The organism is Acinetobacter sp. YH12105 (assembly GCF_013419095.1).
Lineage (GTDB): Bacteria > Pseudomonadota > Gammaproteobacteria > Pseudomonadales > Moraxellaceae > Acinetobacter > Acinetobacter pseudolwoffii.
Window position 1 is genome coordinate 234,132 of the sequence record NZ_VPAU01000002.1, and the last position, 23,034, is coordinate 257,165.

25 protein-coding genes are annotated in these 23,034 nt (G+C 40.6%); 10 read left to right on the plus strand and 15 right to left on the minus strand.

Features of this window, described 5'->3' with window-relative positions; translation table 11 throughout:
* The first annotated feature begins 112 nt into the window (after nt 1–112).
* Together FTU44_RS03030 and FTU44_RS03035 are read left to right on the plus strand one after the other, a co-directional pair.
* Nucleotides 113–1,543 carry a diguanylate cyclase gene (locus FTU44_RS03030; RefSeq protein ID WP_180049470.1) on the plus strand — a complete coding sequence of 477 codons (1,431 nt, stop codon included), beginning with the start codon at nt 113–115 and terminating at the stop codon, nt 1,541–1,543.
* A 48-nt stretch (nt 1,544–1,591) separates the two neighbouring features.
* The gene (locus FTU44_RS03035; RefSeq protein WP_005171060.1) at nt 1,592–3,082 is read left to right on the plus strand and encodes an amidase; all 1,491 of its coding nucleotides are present in this window, start codon (nt 1,592–1,594) and stop codon (nt 3,080–3,082) included.
* 19 nt (nt 3,083–3,101) lie between these two features.
* On the opposite strand, the gene FTU44_RS03040 is transcribed toward FTU44_RS03035, so the two are convergent.
* Complete coding sequence (locus tag FTU44_RS03040; protein ID WP_074382824.1) at nt 3,102–4,271, minus strand: MFS transporter; 1,170 nt, start codon at nt 4,269–4,271, stop codon at nt 3,102–3,104.
* A 679-nt stretch (nt 4,272–4,950) separates the two neighbouring features.
* Here FTU44_RS03040 and FTU44_RS03045 point away from each other — a divergent pair.
* Nucleotides 4,951–5,127, plus strand: a complete 177-nt coding sequence (locus FTU44_RS03045; RefSeq protein ID WP_005096822.1) for a hypothetical protein — start codon at nt 4,951–4,953, stop codon at nt 5,125–5,127.
* Between the two features lie 438 nt (nt 5,128–5,565).
* Here FTU44_RS03045 and FTU44_RS03050 read toward each other — a convergent pair whose 3' ends face one another.
* Entirely contained in the window at nt 5,566–5,835 is a 270-nt protein-coding gene (locus FTU44_RS03050; RefSeq protein WP_100357158.1) for a hypothetical protein, read from the minus strand.
* Between the two features lie 458 nt (nt 5,836–6,293).
* Here FTU44_RS03050 and FTU44_RS03055 point away from each other — a divergent pair, with 458 nt between their 5' ends.
* On the plus strand, nt 6,294–6,929 hold the full coding sequence (locus FTU44_RS03055) for an SOS response-associated peptidase (protein WP_005096817.1): 636 nt from the start codon (nt 6,294–6,296) through the stop codon (nt 6,927–6,929).
* 40 nt (nt 6,930–6,969) lie between these two features.
* Here FTU44_RS03055 and FTU44_RS03060 read toward each other — a convergent pair whose 3' ends face one another.
* From FTU44_RS03060 to FTU44_RS03070, 3 genes are all read right to left on the minus strand, one after another.
* Complete coding sequence (locus FTU44_RS03060; RefSeq protein ID WP_005096816.1) at nt 6,970–7,110, minus strand: hypothetical protein; 141 nt, start codon at nt 7,108–7,110, stop codon at nt 6,970–6,972.
* Between the two features lie 211 nt (nt 7,111–7,321).
* Nucleotides 7,322–7,723: a type II toxin-antitoxin system HigA family antitoxin gene (locus FTU44_RS03065; RefSeq protein ID WP_005096813.1), complete on the minus strand. Its 402-nt coding sequence runs from the start codon at nt 7,721–7,723 to the stop codon at nt 7,322–7,324.
* Between the two features lies 1 nt (nt 7,724).
* Nucleotides 7,725–8,015, minus strand: a complete 291-nt coding sequence (locus FTU44_RS03070; protein WP_180001698.1) for a type II toxin-antitoxin system HigB family toxin — start codon at nt 8,013–8,015, stop codon at nt 7,725–7,727.
* 1,292 nt (nt 8,016–9,307) lie between these two features.
* Here FTU44_RS03070 and FTU44_RS03075 point away from each other — a divergent pair.
* Nucleotides 9,308–9,649 (plus strand): hypothetical protein, encoded by a 342-nt coding sequence (locus FTU44_RS03075; RefSeq protein WP_159138137.1) that lies wholly within the window; start codon nt 9,308–9,310, stop codon nt 9,647–9,649.
* Between the two features lie 172 nt (nt 9,650–9,821).
* Here FTU44_RS03075 and FTU44_RS03080 read toward each other — a convergent pair whose 3' ends face one another.
* Together FTU44_RS03080 and FTU44_RS03085 are read right to left on the minus strand one after the other, a co-directional pair.
* Nucleotides 9,822–10,058, minus strand: a complete 237-nt coding sequence (locus FTU44_RS03080; protein WP_005096808.1) for a hypothetical protein — start codon at nt 10,056–10,058, stop codon at nt 9,822–9,824.
* A 646-nt stretch (nt 10,059–10,704) separates the two neighbouring features.
* Nucleotides 10,705–10,935 carry a hypothetical protein gene (locus tag FTU44_RS03085; RefSeq protein WP_004280185.1) on the minus strand — a complete coding sequence of 77 codons (231 nt, stop codon included), beginning with the start codon at nt 10,933–10,935 and terminating at the stop codon, nt 10,705–10,707.
* A 259-nt stretch (nt 10,936–11,194) separates the two neighbouring features.
* On the opposite strand from FTU44_RS03085, the gene FTU44_RS03090 reads away from it, so the two are divergent.
* Both FTU44_RS03090 and FTU44_RS03095 read left to right on the plus strand, forming a co-directional pair.
* Nucleotides 11,195–11,668 carry a CinA family protein gene (locus FTU44_RS03090; RefSeq protein ID WP_005171076.1) on the plus strand — a complete coding sequence of 158 codons (474 nt, stop codon included), beginning with the start codon at nt 11,195–11,197 and terminating at the stop codon, nt 11,666–11,668.
* Between the two features lie 98 nt (nt 11,669–11,766).
* Complete coding sequence (locus tag FTU44_RS03095) at nt 11,767–12,387, plus strand: aminotransferase (RefSeq protein ID WP_220387178.1); 621 nt, start codon at nt 11,767–11,769, stop codon at nt 12,385–12,387.
* 52 nt (nt 12,388–12,439) lie between these two features.
* Here the strand turns inward: FTU44_RS03095 and prpC are convergent, their stop codons facing one another.
* Together prpC and prpB are read right to left on the minus strand one after the other, a co-directional pair.
* Nucleotides 12,440–13,579 carry a 2-methylcitrate synthase gene (gene prpC, locus FTU44_RS03100; RefSeq protein WP_180049472.1) on the minus strand — a complete coding sequence of 380 codons (1,140 nt, stop codon included), beginning with the start codon at nt 13,577–13,579 and terminating at the stop codon, nt 12,440–12,442.
* Between the two features lie 4 nt (nt 13,580–13,583).
* A complete protein-coding gene (gene prpB, locus FTU44_RS03105; protein ID WP_005096803.1) occupies nt 13,584–14,468 on the minus strand; it encodes a methylisocitrate lyase in 885 nt (294 codons plus the stop codon).
* Nucleotides 14,469–14,699: 231 nt separating this feature from the next.
* Between prpB and FTU44_RS03110 the strand changes: the two genes are divergently transcribed.
* The 3 genes from FTU44_RS03110 (at nt 14,700) to FTU44_RS03120 (ending at nt 16,958) form a co-directional block, all read left to right on the plus strand.
* A complete protein-coding gene (locus FTU44_RS03110; protein ID WP_005171084.1) occupies nt 14,700–15,347 on the plus strand; it encodes a TetR/AcrR family transcriptional regulator in 648 nt (215 codons plus the stop codon).
* A 113-nt stretch (nt 15,348–15,460) separates the two neighbouring features.
* Nucleotides 15,461–16,381, plus strand: a complete 921-nt coding sequence (gene argF, locus FTU44_RS03115; protein WP_005171086.1) for an ornithine carbamoyltransferase — start codon at nt 15,461–15,463, stop codon at nt 16,379–16,381.
* A 103-nt stretch (nt 16,382–16,484) separates the two neighbouring features.
* On the plus strand, nt 16,485–16,958 hold the full coding sequence (locus tag FTU44_RS03120; RefSeq protein ID WP_005171087.1) for a hypothetical protein: 474 nt from the start codon (nt 16,485–16,487) through the stop codon (nt 16,956–16,958).
* A gap of 104 nt (nt 16,959–17,062) precedes the next feature.
* Here FTU44_RS03120 and FTU44_RS03125 read toward each other — a convergent pair whose 3' ends face one another.
* The 6 genes from FTU44_RS03125 to FTU44_RS03150 all read right to left on the minus strand — a co-directional run bounded on the left by FTU44_RS03125 (nt 17,063) and on the right by FTU44_RS03150 (nt 22,993).
* On the minus strand, nt 17,063–17,416 hold the full coding sequence (locus tag FTU44_RS03125) for a YnfA family protein (protein WP_005096798.1): 354 nt from the start codon (nt 17,414–17,416) through the stop codon (nt 17,063–17,065).
* A 96-nt stretch (nt 17,417–17,512) separates the two neighbouring features.
* Nucleotides 17,513–19,789, minus strand: a complete 2,277-nt coding sequence (gene clpA / locus FTU44_RS03130) for an ATP-dependent Clp protease ATP-binding subunit ClpA (RefSeq protein WP_005171089.1) — start codon at nt 19,787–19,789, stop codon at nt 17,513–17,515.
* 9 nt (nt 19,790–19,798) lie between these two features.
* Nucleotides 19,799–20,212 carry an ATP-dependent Clp protease adapter ClpS gene (clpS, locus tag FTU44_RS03135; protein ID WP_180049474.1) on the minus strand — a complete coding sequence of 138 codons (414 nt, stop codon included), beginning with the start codon at nt 20,210–20,212 and terminating at the stop codon, nt 19,799–19,801.
* An 18-nt stretch (nt 20,213–20,230) separates the two neighbouring features.
* A complete protein-coding gene (locus FTU44_RS03140; protein WP_180049476.1) occupies nt 20,231–20,980 on the minus strand; it encodes a DUF6776 family protein in 750 nt (249 codons plus the stop codon).
* A gap of 77 nt (nt 20,981–21,057) precedes the next feature.
* Complete coding sequence (gene argC, locus FTU44_RS03145; RefSeq protein ID WP_171304333.1) at nt 21,058–22,113, minus strand: N-acetyl-gamma-glutamyl-phosphate reductase; 1,056 nt, start codon at nt 22,111–22,113, stop codon at nt 21,058–21,060.
* Nucleotides 22,114–22,315: 202 nt separating this feature from the next.
* On the minus strand, nt 22,316–22,993 hold the full coding sequence (locus FTU44_RS03150; protein ID WP_074382831.1) for a M48 family metallopeptidase: 678 nt from the start codon (nt 22,991–22,993) through the stop codon (nt 22,316–22,318).
* Nucleotides 22,994–23,034 lie beyond the last annotated feature (41 nt).

Below are 23,034 nucleotides of genomic sequence, written 5' to 3' on the forward strand. Positions count from 1 at the left end.
ATAGTTCGTATTAATAACAGATTAATCAAACAATAAAATTATATTTTGGGTCAAACTTAGTTGCTGAACAAAGTGATCATTCACACTTAAAAATTTGAATAGGATTTTAAATTTGCAATTAGCTCGAATAACAGAACAACAATTAAATCATGAAACCTATGCTTATTTTGTCATTGTTTTCGCTGTTTTAGTCTGTTGTTTTATTGGGATCGCAACCAGACCGATTGAGTACCTGGCCTTATTGTGGCCGGCCAATGCTGCCTTGTTAGCCCTGTTCTTACGCTTTCCACATTTAAATAATATGGGCGGTTGGCTGGGTGCATTCAGTGCTTTTATGTTTGCAGATCTGGTCACAGGCAACAGTCTGCTGCAAAGCCTGTTTCTTACCCTGTCTAATCTGATCAGTACTATTGTCTCGATATTTTTTATTCGATATTTCAAGATTAATTACAAATACTATAATACCGGTTATACCTTCGTTCATTTATTTGGCATCTTCGCTTTTGCAGGCTGCCTGGCCAGTGCGGCTTTTGCAGTTATCACCTTGCCCAATCTACCCAATTCATTCATGACCAAAGAAAATTTATGGATTGATTTTGGTCTGTGGTGGACCGGTGAAATGGTGAATTATATTGTGTTTCTTCCTTTAATCTTGGCATTCCCAAGAATAAAAGACATGCAGTACTTATTTAAAAACCGTCGTCAAAAACGTAATTACTTCAGCTATTTTTTACCTGCATCTTCAGTCGTGGCCTGTGTCATCATTACCAATATTTTTGCAGGCCCGGGTGCAATGCTCTACCCTCTGGCTGCACTGATCTGGGCTGCATTGACCTATCGCCTGTTTACCATGACCATGATCAACGCTTTTGTGATTATCCTGACCTATTACAGCCTGACGCGGTTTTATGCCACAACGCATGACACCTTGGCAGATTCTACGATTTATATTTCGCTCCGGATCGGGCTGTTTATGCTGGCCTTATCGCCGCTTATTCTTTGTATTATTAGTCAAAACCGCAATGAGCTGTTTAAACGGGTTCTCTATCTGGCCAATCATGACAGTCTGACCCGCACCATGAACCGTCATTTTTTCTTTCAGAAAGGTGAATATTTACTGCAATATGCCAACAGAATGGAATTTTCGGTCATCATGCTGGATATTGATCATTTCAAACGTCTGAACGATGATTTTGGCCATCATGTCGGTGACAAAGTGCTGCAACATTTTGCGGAAATCATTCGCTGCAATTTACGTGCTGAAGATCTGTTTGCACGAATTGGTGGGGAAGAATTTGTGCTGTTACTCTGGAACACCGAGCCTTTTGAGGCTCAGGATATTGCAGAACGCATACGTAAACGTGTAGAAAAAACCCCGATGCATCAATCAGATGGTTCAGATCTCTACATTACCGTGAGTGTAGGGATTACCCATCAAAATGAACCACAATCACAAGACCTGCAACACCTGATCAATATTGCGGATCAAGCCTTATATCAGGCCAAACATCGTGGACGTAATCAGGTGGTACTTGCATCTTAAACTAAAATCATCTACAACCTTGAACAGCATTAACGCTAGGGAATGGCAATGAAATTAGAAGAATATCTACAATATGACGGTTTAGGACTGGCTGAACTGGTCGCCAATAAACAGGTACATTCCAGTGAACTTTTATCCGCTGCCTTAGAGCGTAGCTCAATTGCCAATCCCGAACTGAATGCTATTATTATTCCCATGCATGAGCATGCATTAAAACGGACCCAGCAGAATTTATCCGGACCTTTTGCCGGTGTGCCTTTTCTGGTCAAAGACCTGTTTCAGGAATATGCAGGTTATCCAACCTCTTATGGCTGTCAGGGCTTAAAACGGATCGGTTATATTGCCGAAACCAATGCCGAGATTGTCAATCGTTGGGAAAAAGCTGGAATTGTCACTTTTGGCCGTACCAATACGCCTGAATTTGGCATTAAAGGGATTACCGAACCAGATGCCTGGGGTAGCTGTAAAAATCCATGGAATTTACAACATAATAGCGGCGGCTCATCGGGTGGCTCGGCTTCTGCTGTAGCTGCCGGCATTGTGCCAATTGCGGGTGCAGGCGATGGCGGCGGTTCGATACGTATCCCCGCTTCATATTGCGGGCTGTTTGGTCTAAAACCAAGTCGTGGCCGTACCCCCTGGGGGCCGCAAATGAGTGAGGCCATGCATGGTGCAGCGATTCAGCATGTCCTGACCAAAACAGTGCGAGACAGTGCTGCAATGCTGGATGCCACGCATGGTGAAGATCACAGCTCACTATTTAAGATTCAGCGTCCACAGCATCATTATCTGGATGTAATTCAGCAACCACCTAAAAAACTGAAAATTGCCTTTAATCCCCATTCTACCATTGGCACGCCTGTCTCTCCGGATGCTGTGAAAGCCATCGAACAGACGGCCAAACTGCTGGAATCTTTGGGACATGAGGTGGTTGAAGACCGTCCGGCCATCGATGGCATGCAACTGGCCAAGGATTTTATTACCACCTGGTTTAGCCAGTTTTCATTTATGCTGGATGAAATCCAGAAAGGCTACCCGTCTAAAGCGAAGGATTTTGAACTGGACTCTTTAGCGCTGGCGGCTTTTGGGGCTAAAACCAGCGCACTTGATTATATCCAGAACCTGAATAACTGGGGCCAGTACGTGACCCAGATGAATCATTTCTTTGATGATTATGATCTGTATCTGACGCCTGCAACCGCAACCGTCGCACCGAAAAATGGCGAAGTCAAAACACCTGCATGGCAGAAGCCAATTTTAAAGGCTTTATTGGGTATAGGTAAGGCCCATCTGCTGGCACAAGGTAAACTGGTCGATCAGATTGTCAAAGAAAACCTGAAATGGGTACCTTTTACTCAACTTGCCAATATTACCGGGCTTCCAGCCATGTCGGTGCCCTTGTACTGGAATGAACAAAACCTGCCGCTCGGTTCGCAGTTTATTGCACCCTTTGCCCGTGAAGACCGGCTATTGCAATTAGCTGCTCAACTGGAACAGGCACAGCCTTGGGTTAATCAGTACGCCAAAATTCGGATCTAAATTTTAAGCATCAGAGGCATCATGAAGATATCTTTGATTGCTCAACTGTATTGGGCAACCCAAAAATCAATAACAAACCAAACAAAGTCGATGCGGCGGCAAACATAAAGATGGTTTCTCCGCCAATTTTATCCCAATAATAGCCCGCCAGAATGCTGCCACTTGCTACGCCTAAGCCCCACATGGTGCTATATAAAGCCTGTCCACGGCCTTGCTGTGCAGCAGAGAAATTCTGGAAAATAACCCGCATGGCGATCATGTGAAATAAACCAAAACTCAAGGCATGAATCGTTTGGGCAAAAAATTGTGCCACAAATGCAGATGGAAATACGCCTACAATCAGCCATCTTAAGCCAGTCATCAACAGGCAAAGTATCACCAAATGACGCCATGACCAGCGTGTCAGAAAGAAGGTAGCATAAGCAAACATAATAATTTCGGCAATAACCCCAATGGACCAAAGCAATCCGATCTGACTGCTACTAAATCCCGCCTGACTAAGATAATTACTATAAAAACTATAAAACGGCGCATGTGAAAACAGCATGATCAGTTCAATCAGAAAAAAACTGTATACAACCGGGCGCTTGAAAATCGGCCAGAGGGCTTCCAGCTTTTTCTGTGCAGTAGGCGCCGCCGTAGGTTCTTTAATGCTAAAAGACCAGAGAAAAGCCAGAAATGAAATACACAGCAATAAAACTGGAAGCATGCTAATGCTGATAATTTCAAAGATGGCGCCCAAGCCGAATACACCGATAATAAATCCAACCGAACCCCATTTCCGGACTTTGCCATAAAGTTCTGCTCTTTTTTCCCCGAGCCAGAATAGAGTCACGCCTTCAAATTGTGCCAAAATCGCATTTTGAAAAAAGCTGAAAATCAGCATCAGTAAAGCCACTGACTGAAAGCTGTTAGGAATGATAAACATCATCAACCAGATACAGGCTTCCATCCAGGTGGCAATCCGTACCAGCAACATGCGCTTACCAGATTTATCTGCAATCCAGCCCCAAATAAAAGGCGCAAAAAACCGAGTGAGAATCGCAATAGAAGATAAAATACCGATTTCCTGATAGTTAAAGCCTTGATCTTCCAGATACAGACTCCAGAACGGCATGAATGCGCCCACAATCGCATAGTAGAAAAAATAGAATCCTCCCAGTCTGGTACTGATTGCAAGTGCTTGCATTAAATTGTATTCCCTTGCATCTTCAATGGCTTATAAATACTAATAGTTGCGTCATATTGCATTGAATTGCCCTTACTTGCTGTTCAAAGGTCTACAAATCCACAGAAAATATATTTTAAAAAAATTTGTAGAGTGCACCCTAAGGAACGAAATTTTCGTAAGTTTATGGCTAAATGTGGCTAAAGTAAAAAATCAATATTGAAAGGCATTTACAATGCGTAAAACATGAATCTATTTTTATAGAGCAACCTCGGATAAAAATGGGAATATTTTTAAGAAGGAGTTATTTCAATTCACCTTTGATACTTAATAAAGCAAAGTTACGGGAATATTGAATACTTTTGAAATAAAAACACGCTTTAAATCTTCTCTCCAAATAGCTAAGCCACTGATTTAAAATCTTCAATCCTCTATTTAAGAGGCCTATTTTTAGAACTAAAATACTCATTGTGGAGTTTAGGTATCGAAGCAATATCCGATAATTCCACTGACTTCGCACTTTAGTAGACAAATCATCTACCTGCACCATAATTCAAAAATATGCCGAAATATAAATAAGATATAAATCTCGAAATCCTACATATCGCTACACTCGCATCTCTAAATCATCTCATTGTAAGTGCTTTTAATATGCCACTCTAGGCAGGTCGAATCTTCGACAATTAAAATTGAGAAACTTATGTTAGTTAATACAAATACTGCTCAAAAAGCGTCTTTCAATCAATTTTCTAATAATGCGACTGAGAACAAACCTAAGCCAAATGAGCAAGAGCAAAAACCGAATCAAGGAGAGCCAGCTCCTATAACCAAAGAGCAAAATGATCAAAAAAATCAGGCGGATAAGAAAAACTCATAATATTATGTTGAATTAATAAAAGAAGCCTATCTCCCTGATAGGCTTTTTGCATTCAAAAGATAAACATTTTCCATAAAAGCCTGAGAAATAAAAAAGCCCATCCTATGATGAGCTCTTTAATCCAATAGATCTAATTCTTACAAGCTGCGAATTCTTGCAGTACAAATCGTTTTACACTTTCATCAAAATTTGGTCTGGAAAGAGCGAGCTTGCCATTTTTCATAGATTTATAACAATAGCTTGCGGCTACGCCTACACCAAACAAAGTCAACAACTTCATTGCTCACCTCATTAACTGTCAGATTTGAATACAAAATTAGCATTCAAATGTGTAGCTTTCCAACTTAATTTAGAGTTTTTTTTGTACTCCATGTTAATTAATGTATGGGTAGAAAACAATAAAGCTGACCATTAGATAAGCTGTGCTAACGTCAAAGCCTAATTGTTGATGTGCATATCAACCCAATTAAGGAAGCTGTTTCTATCCGTAAATTTAGGTGCAGAAGTTATGCTCAGTATTTCTTTATTTCCAAATTTACCACTAATGTTATGGAATGCTTGGACTCTAAATTCCTGAGGCTCTCCTTCGTGCAGCGTTCTAAAATACTCTACTGACTTATCAAACTCACTTTTCTCTTTAAAGCCAGGACGTTCTTTTAAAAACTCATAAACTTGTTCTAGAGCGGGTAAATAATTATTTCTAGGCATTCTATATTCTCTAAAATTATGAGTTTTATTGTGAATGCCTATTCTGAATTAATAGTGATAAGAATGTTTAAGCTTTTCTTACCGTTTATGTAACCCTTTCCTCTTTCAAGCAGTCACGACATACTTTCGCTTCTTTACCATCCGCTTGGCATTCGATTTCCGTGACACCATGAAGACCGAATAAACAAAAGATAAAATGCAGCATGACCTTTCTCCGCAAAAGATAGCTCCTTCAGGCAAAGGAGGCAAAACTGGAAATAAAACTATAGCAATGGAATCTGGGCGCTCATTTTATCGAAGATTATTTTTCATCCATTGGCGAAAAATTACATTCATATTCACCATAAAAATTCCGTTTCCAGACCCAACTCCATTTACGATTTCGAATTGTTTTGAGGTCATCATTCTTATAGTTTAATTGTTATCGCAGATCAGAATGCTAAGCAAAGAGGTCGGTCATGTGTTCAAACTATGAATTCCCCTCAAAAAGTCAGCTCTCTTTATTAGATCTTCATGCAGAACAACTTGAATTGAACATGAAATCACATGTTTACCCCTTAGCACCTGCTCCTATCATGATGCGAGGTGCTGAGGGGTTTGAGTTAGATATTGCACGTTTCGGACTGATTCCCTTTTGGGCGAAAGAATTAAAATATGGTCGACATACTTATAATGCCCGAACTGAAACAATAGCGTCCAAGCCAAGTTTTCGACATGCCTGGAAAAACAACCAGTTTGCTTTAGTGCCCATGGATACTTTCTATGAACCTAAATATATCGATGGAAAACCGCACTGGTTTGGTATTTCACGTGAAGATGGCAATCCTTTTACCGTTGCAGCCATTTATGATGATGTGCTCATTGAGGGTGAAAAAATCAGATCATTTTCGATGCTGACTATAAATTCCGATCAACACCTATTGATGAAACAGTTCCACCATCCAGATGACGAGAAGCGCTCGATTATTGTGATTCCTGAAGAATCACGCCATGATTGGTTATGCTGCGATCATGAACAAGCTCATGAGTTTTTCTTTGAAATGAGAGATGAGTTTAGAGCGAAACCCAGAGATCACCGGTTGTCGAAAAACTAAAAGCCCTAAAGCAAGTTAGGGCTTTTAAAATGTGAAAGAGCTATTTTTGTTCTCTCAATGGATTTTCCGGTTCTGCATTGGGTTTTTTCTCTGGCTTCACGCCCTTATACGAATCCTGATTGCCTTTATCATCATTAGATTCTTTTTGCGGATTTGATTCTTGCTCTGATTTATTGGTCATGTGTATCTCCTTTATCGATCCATTAAGAAATAAATATGACATCTGATCCTAAACATCAATATTATTTATGTTTCACATTCACTTTTTAGAAAAGCAAACTTTTCTGGAGGCGCTCTCACCTTTCACGACACTTGAAATTTAAATAATCAAATGAGCAGCGCTACCTGATTAGACAGCACAGCATGGAAATATCAGCTTAGGCGGGCATCGATTAAAAGAAAGTATCTGCCGATACATCAAAGCGCTCAGACAAGGCCTTGATATGACGGATATTCAGCTGACGTTTGCCATTCAATATTTCTGAAATTACTGATTGTGTCGCGACATCAGACAAGTCTGCTTGACTAAGCCCGTGTTGCTCCATCAACAAAGCCAAGGCCGTTCGTCCATCACCTTCTGGCATGGGTAGATGTTCATGCTCATACGCTGAAACCAGATCACCCAGTTGATGAATAAGCCCCATTAAAGGATGTGATTCATCATCGCCGACAATGTCCAAAAGCTCATCCAGGGCTTCAGTTAGTGTATGAAAGTCATCTTCATTTTCCGGCTTGCTGAGCAATGGTGCAACATAACGCCAGTGATCAACGGCCTGTTTAATCATTGCATTCATTCTAACCTTCCTTCCAATGACCTTTATCATATTCATGGTGAGACAAGACATGGCGAATATAAACGCGTTTTGCCTGATACATCACCACAGCAATCAGCCGAAGCTTGTTTCCACCGATATCGAATATATGAAACTTTCCAACCTTATCTACTGCGGGAAAGAGTCTCTTCATTTCAGCAAAATCCTTAGGATGATTGGCCTTCATCAGTCGATACCAACCATCTAATGCCGTTCCAGCCTGTGGCCACTTTTGCGTTGCTTCAAGAATTCGAGCGTGGGTGATCACATGCATATATTTTATCGCATTTTGCTATATTTCTAGTATATATAAATTATCGCATTTTGCAATATATTCTTATCCGGCTATTTTAGTTCTCAATTTTAATCATTTATCGGCATGTAATCCTATTTAAATCATACTCTCATAAAGTATAGATTGTGCCCCGTATCATTTAAATCCAGTTGAGTTCAATCGTTATCTTGGATTTTTATTGTAAAAATTTCACCCACAAACAAAACCCCCGCCAACTGATGATTGAACGGGGATTGAGCTTCATTAACACATCCGGTAAATTGGAGCATTATTCAATATCTTTCAAGCAATCACGACACTCTTTCACCTCTTCATGATCACAGGTGTAATTGATTTCAGTCGCACCATGAAGGCCAAATAAACAAAATATAAACTGGATCATGCTTTTCTCCTGAGTGTAACAAGCTTAATCAGTGATTAAGCTTGTATTGATTTTAAGACTCAATAACTCGATACGGAATAATCGGATCACGACCTGAGTAATAACTTAACCGCCTGAATGCCTTTCGCAATTCAAGCAAAGTTAAATTTCTGGCATTTAAGTTCGTGCAGGCTCTTCACTTTTAGTCTTTTGATCCTTCTTACAATGATCATTGCCCATCATATGACACATTTTTTCTTTGCAAGATTTAAAACAACAACCTACCATCACGCCCATGCCAAATGCACATATACATCTCATCATAGCTTTGCCCTGTCTTTTTATAAAAAGAGATAATAAATACCATCTATTCATGTTTCACTCTTGAGAGAATTTTCAGGCTTTATGTTGTATATGAAAACTTATGTGAAAGAGAATAATTAAAATAAAAAGCTCTCATTGAGCAATCCGTGTTTATAAACAAGAAAAAGCCTGCTTAACTCTCCTAAATTAAGCAGGCTTTATAATGTGCTGATTTTCTAATTATTTTCATTAAGTTCTTGGAATGAAGCCAAGATATCACTGGCCCAGCAGTCAATCTGTGTGTGATATATAGAGGCTATGTTTCTAAATGTGCAATAAGCGTTACTTTTCTTAATTGAATGGCTTTAATTTAGGCAAAATATATTTTATTCGTTAAATTTTATGCTTAAGAGAAAACAGATGGACACTTTAGATCAAGATGCATAACAATAAATTTGTTCATTTTTTAGGATAAAATTCCCTGTTGCTGTACTGTATGTGAATATCAGGAATTTTTGACTTCTTCTAAAGTCGGTAGATGACTGCTTTCTTTTTGGCTATTTCTCTCTATAATTTTTGATATGATAAATAACAAGATTTTGACATCATGATAAATCGTATACTGATTACTTTATTGATAAGTCTGACAATAAGTGGCTGCCAAAAGCAGCAAGCCGACAGTTCAGCGGAACCTGATCCAGTCCTCAAAGCCCAATTTGAACAATCAGATAATCAACTCAGTGCTTATCTGGACAAACTAGATTCTTCCAGTATTAGTCCAGAAGAAAGAACACGCATACTCTGTGAACAATATCCTAAAGAATATAAAACTCGTTATATGCCGGCTTTATTAAAACTTATGCCTCAGGAATATACAGAAAAAGGACTGCTTACAGATTTAGACAATGCCTTAAGCTTTTATAAGCAGAAAGCCAATATCCAGTGTTAATTCATACTGATTAACGTCTATAACCAAATTTTTACCCTAAAAAAACCGCCTGATTCAGGCGGTTTTTTTATGAACGTACAGCTTAAACAGAATTAACGCTACAGTTTTGGCAGATCTTATGAATCATACCCACGCTGCTAGTTAATTCTATTATGGCTGCTAGTTCTGTTGATTATTCCAGATCTTGTTGAGATTGCTGGTTTTTTTGCTGATTACGCTGTGGCTGCTGTTGTTGCTGCTGATCGCGCTGTTGTTGGTTATTTTGTCCCTGCGGCTGTTGTTGCTGCTGGTTATTTTGTTGCTGGTTTGGGTTTTGCTGGTTGTTTTGCTGACGCTGTTGATCTTGCGTGCCTTGTTGGTTTTGCTGTTGTTGCTGTTTCTGTTGGTCTTGCTGTTGATTATTAGCCATGGTGTAACTCCTTACTATTTGCTTTAAATTAATTAAAAGCCGATAGAGTTTCGACTTAATATCTACTCTATGCATTTTTCAGAATTCTCCAACCTATAACCTGTTACAGATTAATTCAATGTAAAAAATGGTAAGCCAAGTAGTTGAAATCAAGATTAATAAGCAACATAAATTACTTTATCCAATAAAATAGACACATGATGAAAGATAATATGTTTCGAAATTTTTATTATTCAATAAAAGGAATAACTTAACCTGAGTAAAATATATAAAAAAGACATTTAAAATATTTTAAAAAATAACAATATATTATCAAGTAAAATATATTAAAAATCTATGCTCATGATATTTATGATTAAATTCAATAACTCAGCCTAAGTATTAATATTTTTAAAAATGGAATAAAACATGCAAAAGGTAATTTTTCTAAACAGTTTTTTAATAAACGAATATACGATACGTAACATTGAATCACGTATAACGACTAAGTTGTTTCCAATTTATCTTGACTTTAATAAAAGATATTTATCAATCAGACTGACATTAATTTTGGTAATTTTTTATTTTTAAAAAGCTTTTATTAACTTAATGTTAGCCAAATAATAAGCCTCTTAAAAAAAGAGGCTTATTCACTTTAAGGTTTATCTTAGATATTCACAACTTTAACAATAATCGTTTGGGTATCTTCCTGCTCTTCAGCCAGATGTAAACGTTTAAGCTCTTTGCTTTTTACTTTGAACTGTAAATTCTGATAAGAAATCGTGCTTGGAATCTGATCAAAATATTGACCATCAGCATCAATTTCTTCCTGAAATAATGGTGTACCCAATTGGTAGTCAAGACTTTTTAAGACTACATATTTTACTGTGGTTTTCATTCTAACGCCCTACTTTCACTAAGCACTTTATTTTTATTTTTATTTTTACCACTGTTCAGCTTGAGAAGAAACCTCTATTTGAAAAAATAGTCTAAGCTTTAACCACTCAGGTTTTGTGATCAAATCAGTATCAAATTGTACTAATCCATGAAAAATTTTAACTTTCATAAAAATATAAATATACTCGGAGTTGAACGACAGAAAAAATCTGTCTAAATTAAGCTAAAACCACTCGGATCATAAAGAAAATATAGAGACTATGATAAAGACCTGTTGCAACTTACTCGAAGAGAAAAATATAAAAATTGCCTTTATTGAAAGTGCGAGCTCTGGATATCTATGTAGCCAGTTTTCCATCTGTAAAAGTGACGGCGCCGAAATTCTGGCTGGCGGATTGGTCTGCTACGATGTTGGTGTAAAAACTTCGGTATTAAACATTCCCCAGACTTTGATCAATAGTTACACTGCCGAATCCATGCCAGTTACTGTTGCCTTGGCAGAAGCGGGTAAAAAGATGTTCCGGGATGCAGACTGGATTATTGCCTGTACAGGTTTGCTTAAACCCGGTGGTAGTGCGACACCAGAGAAACCGGAAGGGACTTTTTTTGTAGCAATTAATGATGGTACTCAAGTGCATCAATTCCAGTATTATTTGAAAGGTACTCCACTCGAACGTCTGAATAAACTGTCTGCCGTGGTTGCACACGATATGATTAATCTACTCAATCATTAATCTAGTTTTATAATTACGCCGCAACAAGCTTCATTATTTCTACTGTATTTTAAGATAGATTAGCATGATCAAATGCTAATCTATTTTTTGCGGGTAGAATAACCATGAATATTAAAACTGCGCTGTTTCTGCTCCCTCTTGGCTTGCCCAGTCTGGCTTTTGCTACGGTCGGTGGCCCACAAAATATTGAAATTCTAGGCTATGAAGTCAAAGAGCAAAAGCTCTATGTCATGCGTCATTACCTTGATGGTCGTGGGCGCTTGCCACAGCTGTATTATTATAATTTTAAATCCGCAAAACCGAATCAGTTGATTCAGGTCAACTCCTTATATATCAATCCAAAAACCAAACGTATTGATTATGACCAAGACAGTCGCAAGTTTGATCAGGACATTGCCAAAATCAAAAAGCGTTTAGTTCCACTGAGTCCGATTCAAAGTTCAAAGCCACAACTTAAAATTTTAAAAACCACAACAGGGACGGCAGCTGCCTGGTACGATCCACAAGAAAAAGTGCCAAAATGGACTTATCAATATCAAGTCAAATCTGGCTCACAAAAAAGTCCGACCCATCAAGCGGTCAGTTATCAGCAAGGTCTAAAAATTAGCCAGGCCTATAAAGTTCCTAAACAGAATAAAACGCTGGTGACAGTCAAGTATTTGGGGATTCCTTTTGAAACAGGCTATAGCATTGAAGATCCAGTCCTGTTAAGTCGATAAAAAATAAGGTCTCGATTGAGACCTTATTTTTTATTCAAGATATTAATAAATATTAAGCCGCTGTAGAACGCTCGGCGATCGGTACTACTTTACGCAGTTCCGGCCCAGTATAATCCGCGCTTGGACGGATAATACGGTTGTCTGCACGCTGTTCCATCACATGTGCTGCCCAGCCTGTGACACGTGACATGACAAAAATCGGGGTAAACAGCTTGGTTGGAATGCCCATAAAGTGATAAGCCGAAGCATGGAAGAAATCGGCATTACAGAATAATTTCTTCTCACGCCACATCACTTCTTCGCAGCGCACTGAGACCGGATAAAGTACCGTATCACCGACATCTTTGGCTAAACGCTCAGACCAGATTTTGATGATGCCATTACGCGGATCATTGTCTTTATAAATCGCATGACCGAAGCCCATAATTTTTTCTTTACGTTCCAACATGCCCAGCATTTCACGTTCAGCTTCTTCAGGCGAGGTCCAGTTTTCGATCATATCCATTGCAGCTTCGTTAGCACCGCCATGTAGAGGGCCACGCAAGGAGCCGATTGCGCCGGTAATACAAGAATGCATGTCAGATAAAGTCGATGCACATACACGCGCCGTAAAGGTCGAAGCATTAAATTCATGCTCTGCATATAGAATCAAAGAGACATTCATCACCTGTTCATGCAGTTCATTTGGCTTTTCGCCACGTAATAAATGCAGGAACTGTGCACCGATTGAATCATCATCGGTATTTTCTTCAATACGCACGCCGTCATGGCTATAACGATACCAGTAACAGATAATTGCCGGTAAAGTGGCAAGAATACGGTCTGCAATATTCTGTTGCTGTTCAAAAGACAGTTCAGTTTCAAGATTGCCCAGCATCGATACGCCAGTACGCATCACATCCATCGGATGAGAATCGGCAGGAATCCGTTCTAGCACTTCTTTTAAGGCTTGAGGTAGCGTGCGCAAAGATTTTAATTTGGCTTTATAGGCAACTAACTGCTCTGAAGTTGGCAGTTCGCCAAAGAAAATCAGATAAGCCACTTCTTCAAACTGACAATGTTCAGCCAGATCCTGTACGTCATAACCGCGATAGGTCAGACCTGCGCCACTTTTGCCTACAGTTGAGAGTGAAGTTTTCCCTGCCACTTGTCCACGCAATCCTGCGCCGGTGAGTACTTTTCCTTCAGCCATTTTTTTAATTCTCCTGTTTAAACAGTTTATCTAATGTGTCTTCGAAGCTGTGATAATCTAAAAATTCGTAGAGTTCTTTGCGTTGCTGCATAATATCCAGCACATTCACCTGAGTGCCGTGTTCACGCACCGAACGCATCACTTCAAGGGCTGCCTTTTGCATGGCACGTGTCGCTGATAATGGATACAGCACCATGCCAATACCCTGCTCTGCCAACTCATTTACCGTATAATACGGTGTATCACCAAATTCGGTAATATTTGCCAAGACTGGCACACCAACTGCATCGCATACGGTGCGATACATGGTGATATCGGTCATCGCTTCGGCAAAAATTGCATCTGCACCCGCTTCAACACAGGCACAAGCACGATCAATCACCGCTTGCAGGCCTTCTTTTTGTAGCGCATCGGTACGCGCCATGACCACAAAGTTTGCATCGGTTTTCGCATCGACCGCCGCTTTAATACGATCGACCATTTCCTGCTGTGACACGATTTCTTTATTTGGACGATGACCACAACGCTTTTGTGCCACCTGATCTTCAATATGCACCGCGGCTGCACCAGCTGCAATCATCTGTTTGATCGTGCGAGCAATATTTAATGCACCGCCCCAACCGGTATCGATATCGACCAATAAAGGTGTATCAACACGTTCTGTAATCCTGCGTACATCTTCCAGAACATTATCCAGACTGGTCATGCCCAGGTCAGGCAAACCATAAGAATAATTCGCGACACCCGCACCTGATAAATAAATGGCTTTATAACCGACTTGTTTGGCCATCATGGCAGCATAGGCATTTACCGTACCCATAATTTGCAATGGTTTCTCGACTTCAAGTGCTTGTCTAAATCTTAGACCTGCAGACATTTGTTCTGTCATCTTCCTTTTCCACAGTCTTGGCTATAATTATTGAAACTCGAGTATACTCATTTGGCTTGCTCATTCCACAATCTGATAGAACAAATACTCTAAAACTTTAGTCAAATTTTTAAGTTTTACTTTACCTAATCCGGCAAATACTGCGCTTATGCGGTGCAATTATGAAATATGTACATATATTTGCTATGATGGCATTTCAATCTTTATTGACATGTTGATGTATTATCTCCTATGCAAGACCTCGTCCTAGAACCGCTCGCCAAAGACCTGCCGCAGACCAAACGTGGTCATGAGCGCTGTATTGCGCTGCTGAACAGTGCAACCGAGCTGTTTCTGGAACGGGGTTATGATGCTGTGTCTCTCGATGATATTGTTCAGCATGCAGGTGGCTCCAAAGCCTCCATTTATAAGTACTTTGGCAATAAAGAAGGCTTGTTTAAAGCCATCTGTGATTATCGTCGTATCAAGTTTTTTGAAGATATCAGCATTCCGATCGAACTGATGGCACTGGATTTTCGTAGTTATCTGGTTCACACCTTGCTGAATTTTTATCATCAGATCATGCAACCTGAAAACTCGGCCTTCATGCGTCTGGTTCTGGAACAGAGTCAGCGTAATCCAGAACTGGCTCAGCATATTCATGAACACGGTCCTGTACATGTCCAGAGTGCGATTGCCACTGCATTAGAACAGGCAGATGCACAAGGCTTATTGCATTGTGAAAATCCGCAATATTCGGCTCAGCTATATTTTGGTATTTTGCGTAATCTGGAATGGCGCATCCTGATGGGAATTTCCATACAAGAAGATGATCAGGAAATCGACAAATACATCAGTTATTGTGTGGATCGCTTTTTAGACGGTCATCAAAAAGTCTAGTTTTTTTGCATTTTTCATTGCTTATAGTATATTAGCCGATTCCGTATTTTTTCTTAAACTAACCAACAACTGATTGTTGATCGAGTTTTTCGGCAATTATTGTGGAGTAACGAATGGCTCTCCGTCACTTTCTCACCTTACGCGATTTATCAACTTTAGAACTTAACCAGATTTTGCAACGCGCAATTGAGCTTAAGCGCAAACAGCATAACAATGAAGTGTTCCAACCATTTGTTGGTAAAGTGATGGGCATGATTTTTGAGAAATCGAGTACCCGTACGCGTGTTTCGTTTGAAGCTGGCATGAGCCAATTTGGTGGTAGCGCAATTTTCCTGTCTTCTCGCGATACCCAGTTAGGCCGCGGTGAACCGATTGAAGATTCTGCACGCGTGATTTCAAGCATGCTAGATATCGTGATGATCCGTACTTTCGGTCATGATATCGTGGAACGTTTTGCATCTTATTCAAAAGTTCCTGTGATTAATGCTTTAACAGATGATCACCATCCTTGCCAGTTACTTGCTGACATGCAGACCTATGTAGAGCAACGCGGCTCAATCGAAGGTAAAACTGTTGCCTGGATCGGTGATGGCAACAACATGTGTAATTCATATATTGAAGCAGCACACATGTGGGGCTTTAATCTGAAAATTGCAGCGCCAAAAGGTTATGAACCACAAGAAAAATTCCTGTCTGAATTTGCGCATTGTGTTGAACTGGTCGATACCGCGGAAGATGCAGCCGTGAATGCTGACCTGATTGTGACTGACGTTTGGGCAAGCATGGGCCAGGAAGAAGAACAAAAAATCCGTGAGAAAGCCTTTGCAGACTATCAAGTGAATGAACGCCTGATGGATCTTGCGCATCCGGATTGTTTGTTTATGCACTGCTTACCTGCGCACCGCGGCGAAGAAATTTCAGAAAACTTGCTTGACCATAAAAATGCCGTGGTTTGGGATGAAGCTGAAAATCGCTTGCACGCGCAAAAAGCTCTGGTTGAATTCCTGATTAATGAAAATCTGAAAAAAGACTAAATTAAAAGCTGAATCTTCACAAATTAAGCACCAATCTCTGGTGCTTTTTTTGTCTCAGCTCTTATAATCATGATTGAAATGGAATAAAAAGTGATGTTATACAATGCAAAATAAATATTGGGCCTTGGCACTATTGGCAGGTTTTAGCAGTGCGACCTTCTCCGTTCATGCTTCTGAATTTGATCAATATCTTCAGGAAAAAAATATTATTGACAGCAAATTTAAAATTCAGAAAAAAGCTGAACTGAATGAATTACTCGCGGTACTCAGTGCAGAAGATTCCAGAACTTTACCTTTACAGATCGATCAGAATACAATTATTGAACAATTACAATTAAGTGCCAATAAAACCACATTGAAAGGTTTAATCACCACACCGGATTTTAGCCAATTTGAAAAAGATCTGGGCCGCAAAGAAGTGATGAAAATGATCCGGAATAATCTGCTCAATAATTGCGAGATTTTCTTTGAGCATCGCTATCAGATTGAAAACCCATACAAGGTCGAGCTCAGCCTGAGCTCGCAAACACAAACCTATAAAACTGATATTTCCCAGAAAGATTGCAAATTGAAATAGTCTAAAGAAATAAGATATTGGCTTTTATTCAGGATTAAAACATCAAGAAAACAAAGAGGTCGCTATAGCTACCTCTTTTTGATGAGGTTTGCTGTTATATCCTGCTAACGCACCAAACCTTGCGGCTGTAGAATTATAATCAGTGCCCCCAGTATTACCACCATCCCGCCAAGCAAATCCCAACGTGACAGTGTGACTTGATCAACGAAGCGCAACCACATTAGCGCCGAAAAAATATAGATGCCACCATAAGCGGCATAAATCCGTCCAGAAGCAGCCGGATGCAAGGTGAGTAGCCAGACAAAAGCCGCCAAAGCCAGAGCTGTCGGAATCCACAACCAGTGACTTCTCCCCTGATTTAAAATCAGGTAGGGAAAATAACAGCCTAAAATTTCCATCAATGCCGTGACCAGAAACAGGCAAAAAGTGGTGAGCAGCTTGGTAATTTGAATATCCATGATTTGTCTTTTGAACTGTATGAATGAATTTGATGATTTAAAATATGAGTGCATGAAAAAACCCGTGCTTGCACGGGTTTTATTTTTTCATATTGATTAAGCAGGTTCAGCAGTCTGGTCTTCAAAGACTTCAAGTTTTAAGCCAACAGCTTTACCATTTTCTTTCTTCACCGACACTGCAACATTACCGCCATTTTCAGCCAGTTCACCAAACAGGATCATTTCTGCCAATGGTTTTTTCAGGTGTTCCTGAATCAGACGCTGCATTGGGCGTGCGCCCATTAAACGGTCATAGCCTTGCTCTGACATCCATTCACGCGCACTCTGATCCACTTCCAGCATGACTTTCTTATCATCAAGTTGCGCTTGAAGTTCGGTCAGGAATTTATCCACGACATTTTCAATGATGCTGCTTGGCAATGCCTTGAACTGAATCACGCCGTCAAGACGGTTACGGAATTCCGGAGAGAAGGCTTTCTTCATCGCTTCCTGGTTATCGTTGCTATTGTCCTGTTCCATAAAGCCAATGCTAATACGTGAAATACTTTCAGCACCAATATTGGTGGTGAGGACTAGGACAACATTACGGAAATCCGATTTACGTCCGTTATTGTCAGTCAAGGAACCATGATCCATAATCTGCAATAACAGGTTAAAGACATCTGGATGCGCTTTTTCGATCTCATCAAGCAATAGCACGCAATGTGGATTTTTGTGAATCGCATCAGTCAACAAACCACCCTGATCAAAACCGACATAGCCCGGAGGTGCACCGATTAAACGCGACACCGCGTGGCGTTCCATGTACTCGGACATATCAAAGCGAACCAGCTCTACGCCCATCTGCTTAGCCAGCTGCTTGGTCACTTCAGTTTTACCGACACCGGTTGGGCCAGCAAAAACAAAGCTGCCCACAGGTTTATCTGGAGATTTCAAACCAGCACGAGACAGTTTAATGGCAGACGCTAAAGCTTCGATCGCTTCATCCTGACCAAAGACCACCCGTTTCAGATCGCGCTCAAGATTTTCCAGTACGCTCTTGTCATCTTTAGAGACAGTTTTTGGTGGTATACGCGCAATTTTTGACACGATATCTTCGATGTTTTCTACCGTGATCAAACTGTCATCTTGTTCAGCTTTTAAACGGCGCTGCGCACCTGCTTCATCAATCACGTCAATGGCTTTATCTGGCAAGAAACGGTCATTGATGAACTTCGCAGAAAGTTCAACCGCAGATACCAATGCCTGATCGTCATATTGCACATGATGGAAATCTTCAAACTTGGATTTCAGGCCACGTAGGATATCAATGGTTTCAGAAATAGATGGCTCATTCACATCGATTTTCTGGAAACGGCGTGACAAAGCATGATCTTTCTCAAAGACCTGACGGTATTCCTGAAAAGTGGTTGAACCAATGCAACGTAAAGTGCCATTGGCCAATGCAGGCTTGATCAGATTCGATGCATCCATGGTGCTGCCCATACTGGAGCCTGCACCAATAATCATGTGAATTTCATCAATAAACAGCACAGCTTCAGGTTTCTTTTTCAGCGCATTTAAAAGCTGTTTCAAGCGTTTTTCAAAGTCACCACGGTATTTTGTTCCGGCAACTAATGCTCCAATATCCAGACTGAAAATTTCAGCATTTTCGAGTGGTTTTGGCGCTTTACCATTAACGATCAACCATGCCAAACCTTCTGCAATCGAGGTTTTACCGACCCCCGGATCACCGACAAGAAGTGGGTTATTTTTACGGCGGCGGCACAGAATTTGAGCGGCACGTTCAATTTCTTTTTCACGACCAATCAGTGGATCGGTCTTGCCCTTTTGCGCTTCGATATTGAGATTAGTCGTATACAGTTCAAGCGGACCTGAACTGGCTGAAGATGCAGACTCACCATCGAGGTCTTCAATTTCTTCTTCACCCTGTACTTCTTCTTTACGCGTACCATGAGACAGGTACTGAGTTAGCGTAAGGCGATTAATTTGATGACGTTTCAATAGATAGACGGCAAATGAGTCACGCTCAGAATACATCGCAACCAGAATATCAGCACCTTCTACAGTCCGATCACCACCGCTAGATTGCACGTGAAAAATCGCGCGCTGCAAGATCCGGTCAAAACTTTCTGTTGGGTGTGGTGCCTGATCACTATTTTCACCAAGCTTAGGGGTATGCTGTTCTACGTATTCTTCTAATTCCTTGCGCAACACGATAATGTCTGCGCCACATGCTTTAAGCGCATTTACGGCAGAGTCATTGTCAAGCAAGGCTAATAATAAATGTTCTACGGTCAGGAACTCATGTCTCTTTTGACGAGCCATGCTGACAGCCAAACGTAGTGATACTTCTAATTGACGACTGAGCATGTAACCCCCTTAATCTTTAGGCTCTATTTGGCAAAGTAATGGATGACCTTGTGATCGAGCATAATTATTGACTTGGTTCGCTTTGGTTTCCGCAATGTCTCGAGGATAGACCCCAGCTACACCCTTTCCTTCATAATGTACAGTTAGCATTACTTGTGTAGCTTGGTCAAGATTCATTGCAAAGTATTGTTGTAAAATTTCAATTACAAATTCCATCGGGGTATAGTTGTCGTTCATTAAAACGACAGCATATAAGGGCGGACGTTTCAGTTCTGGCGGTGCAGTCTGCACAGCAAGGTCAGAATCATCACCTTCCAGAGGTTTATTTGCTAAACGCGGGCTGATATGCCAATCAACAATTCCAGATTCATAAAAAGAATTTTTGATATCACTTAAACACATTTGACGTTTATTGCTTGGCATAAGATTTATATTTCACACTTAATTTGCATTTGCTTCGGTTTTCGGAATTTCTGACAAGGCGGCAGACTGATTTTCAACTGCTTTGCCCTGTTCCCAGCTAAAACGACGGATCACCGGTTTGGCACCGCTGAGACGTATCTCAATAAATTCTGGCTTAAAGCCTTTTGGCATGCTCCAGCGACCGGTTAAACGCTCATAATTTTCAAAATTAAAGTTTTTATCTTCCAGTGGCACCACCAGAATTTCAGTCCCTTTAATCAAGCGTAATTCAACACTCCCTGAGGCACGACTTTTGCCCGGACTAACTTGAACCAGATCAATCTGATATTCAAAGGCATTTTCAGGCAAAGGCTTAATCGACAGGTTTTGCACGGCCAAAGCCAAACCGCCACGCTGACGTAAGACCTCGCGATAAATGGTTCCGACACTTTCAGCCTGCACCTGTTCATCACGCGCCTTGGTCATGGCCAGATAGAGATCATTGGCATTACTCACCGCCAGATCACGCTCCTGAACCGCAGTATTCAGATTCTTATTTAATGTTTCCAGACTGGCTTTTTGTGTCTGTACCACATCGACCAGTTGCTCTGCATCTGCATCATAACCCGCCGCAGTCAAACCCTGACGGTGTCCTACGGTATATCCGAGCACACCACTACTCAAGATCAATACAGCCGCACCAATGACCAAGGGCGTATTGCCTTTCATCAAAGATTTTTTTGCAGCTGGTTCCTGAGGAATGGTCGTATTTGACTCGTTATTCGGCATTTTGATCTCTTGTTTGCTTTATTCAAGACACACATTTAAATCCAAATCTAAATGTGTGTGAAGTTCTAATACGTTTCTTATGGTAATAAACCAATATTATTTAAGCCAGCATCTTCGGCAAATCCGAACATCAGGTTCATGTTTTGTACGGCCTGACCTGCTGCACCTTTCACCAAGTTATCCTGTACAACCAGGACTACCAGCTTGGTCGGTTGCGGCTTGTACAAGGCTATACGCAACTGATTGGCACCACGCACTGAACGGGTTTCTGGTGAGCTGCCTGCTGGCATGACATCGACAAAAGTTTCATTGGCATAGAACTGTTCATACAATGCCTGTAAATCTGCTGCTTGTCCTGCTTCAGTGAGATCGATGTAGATGGTCGACAACATACCACGGATCATTGGCACCAAATGCGGAACAAATAAAATGTGATCAAACACATCTTTTTGACCTGAGATATTTTCCAGGGCTTCGACAATTTCAGGGTGATGGCGGTGACCTGCTACGCCATAGGCTTTAAAGTTATCGGCATTTTCAGTATAGATGCCGCCCAAGCTTGCTTTACGACCTGCACCCGACACACCTGATTTCGCATCAATAATAATGCTTTCAGGTTTCACTAATGCGTCACTTGATGTTAATACTGGCGCCAGCCCCAACTGAACCGTGGTTGGATAACAACCCGGGTTTCCAACTACATTGGCCTGTTTAATTTGTTCACGATTCAATTCAGATAAACCGTAAATAGAGTCTTTCAACAGTTCTGGGCAAGCATGTTGCATGCCATACCATTTTTCAAACTGTTGCAGATCTTGTAAACGGAAATCTGCAGCCAGGTCAATGACTTTGGTCTTTGCAGCCACAAGCGCTTCGGCATGTTTCATTGCGACACCATGCGGCGTTGCAAAGAACACGACATCACATTTTTTAAGTTCATCGATATTTAAATCTGAATATTGAAGATCGGTATGTCCGCGTAAGCTTGGGAACATATCATCTACACGGCGACCATTTTCGGTACGTGATGTTAGTACATTCACCTGTACATTTGGGTGTCGTAGCAAAAGACGCAACAATTCAACGCCTGTATAACCTGTACCACCGACAATACCAACAGTAATCACGATCACTACCTCAAATCAAAGTTTCCATTTCATAACTGCGTAGTATGACAGGAAGTTGAGGTTTTCTAAACTGTTTCAGCGGGGATTACTGGTTTTTTATAAGCACTGAACACAATTTTAAAATTAAAGAGAGATGGAAAAGTAATATCTATATTGCTTAGGCTATTTTAAGCCTTTATTTCCCTCTCATTCTCTATTCAGTTCAATTTTAAGCTTCCCACCAATATGGCAACGGCGTATTTTTTAGCATTTTCCGATGCTGTTGAAAATTTGCATCATGTTTCTGAACTTCCGCCCAAAAAAGTGAACTATGATCAAAATATTGGGTATGTGCCAGTTCATGTACCGCGACATAACGGGTAATTTCTTCGGGAAATAGCACCAAAGCACTATTCAGCATAATGTCATGCTGAGCAGAACAACTGCCCCAGCGGGTTTTGGGTTGGCGAATATTGCACTTTTTAAAAGGCAGATTGCATTGCTGTGAGACAAGATTTAAATATAGGGGAAGCTGTTCTTTGGCATAGCTGATGACAAAGGCTTTTAAATATTCTTCAGGATGTCGATCACTGACACAGAGCTGTAACTTCTCAGAATCGAAAACAAAGTTATGTTTCTGGCTTTGATAATGAATCTGAACTGGTACGTTTAAATTAAACAGCTGCAGCTCAGTTGGTAGCGTTCGGTCTATTTTTTGGAATTTTTCCTGCTGCGATTGCCAGGTTTTAATCAGCCATTGTTCTGATTGTTTTAAAAATTCTTGAACTTGGCGCTGTGTGCAAAACTGCGGCACAGTTAATTTAATTTGCGTCGGCTCTACACGCAGTCTCAAGCGTGTTGCGCGTAATTTTCGAGTAATTTGGATTTCAGGGAGGTTTGGGGTCATATTTTATTGATTTTATTTTTAATCCTCCCTAACCCTCCTTT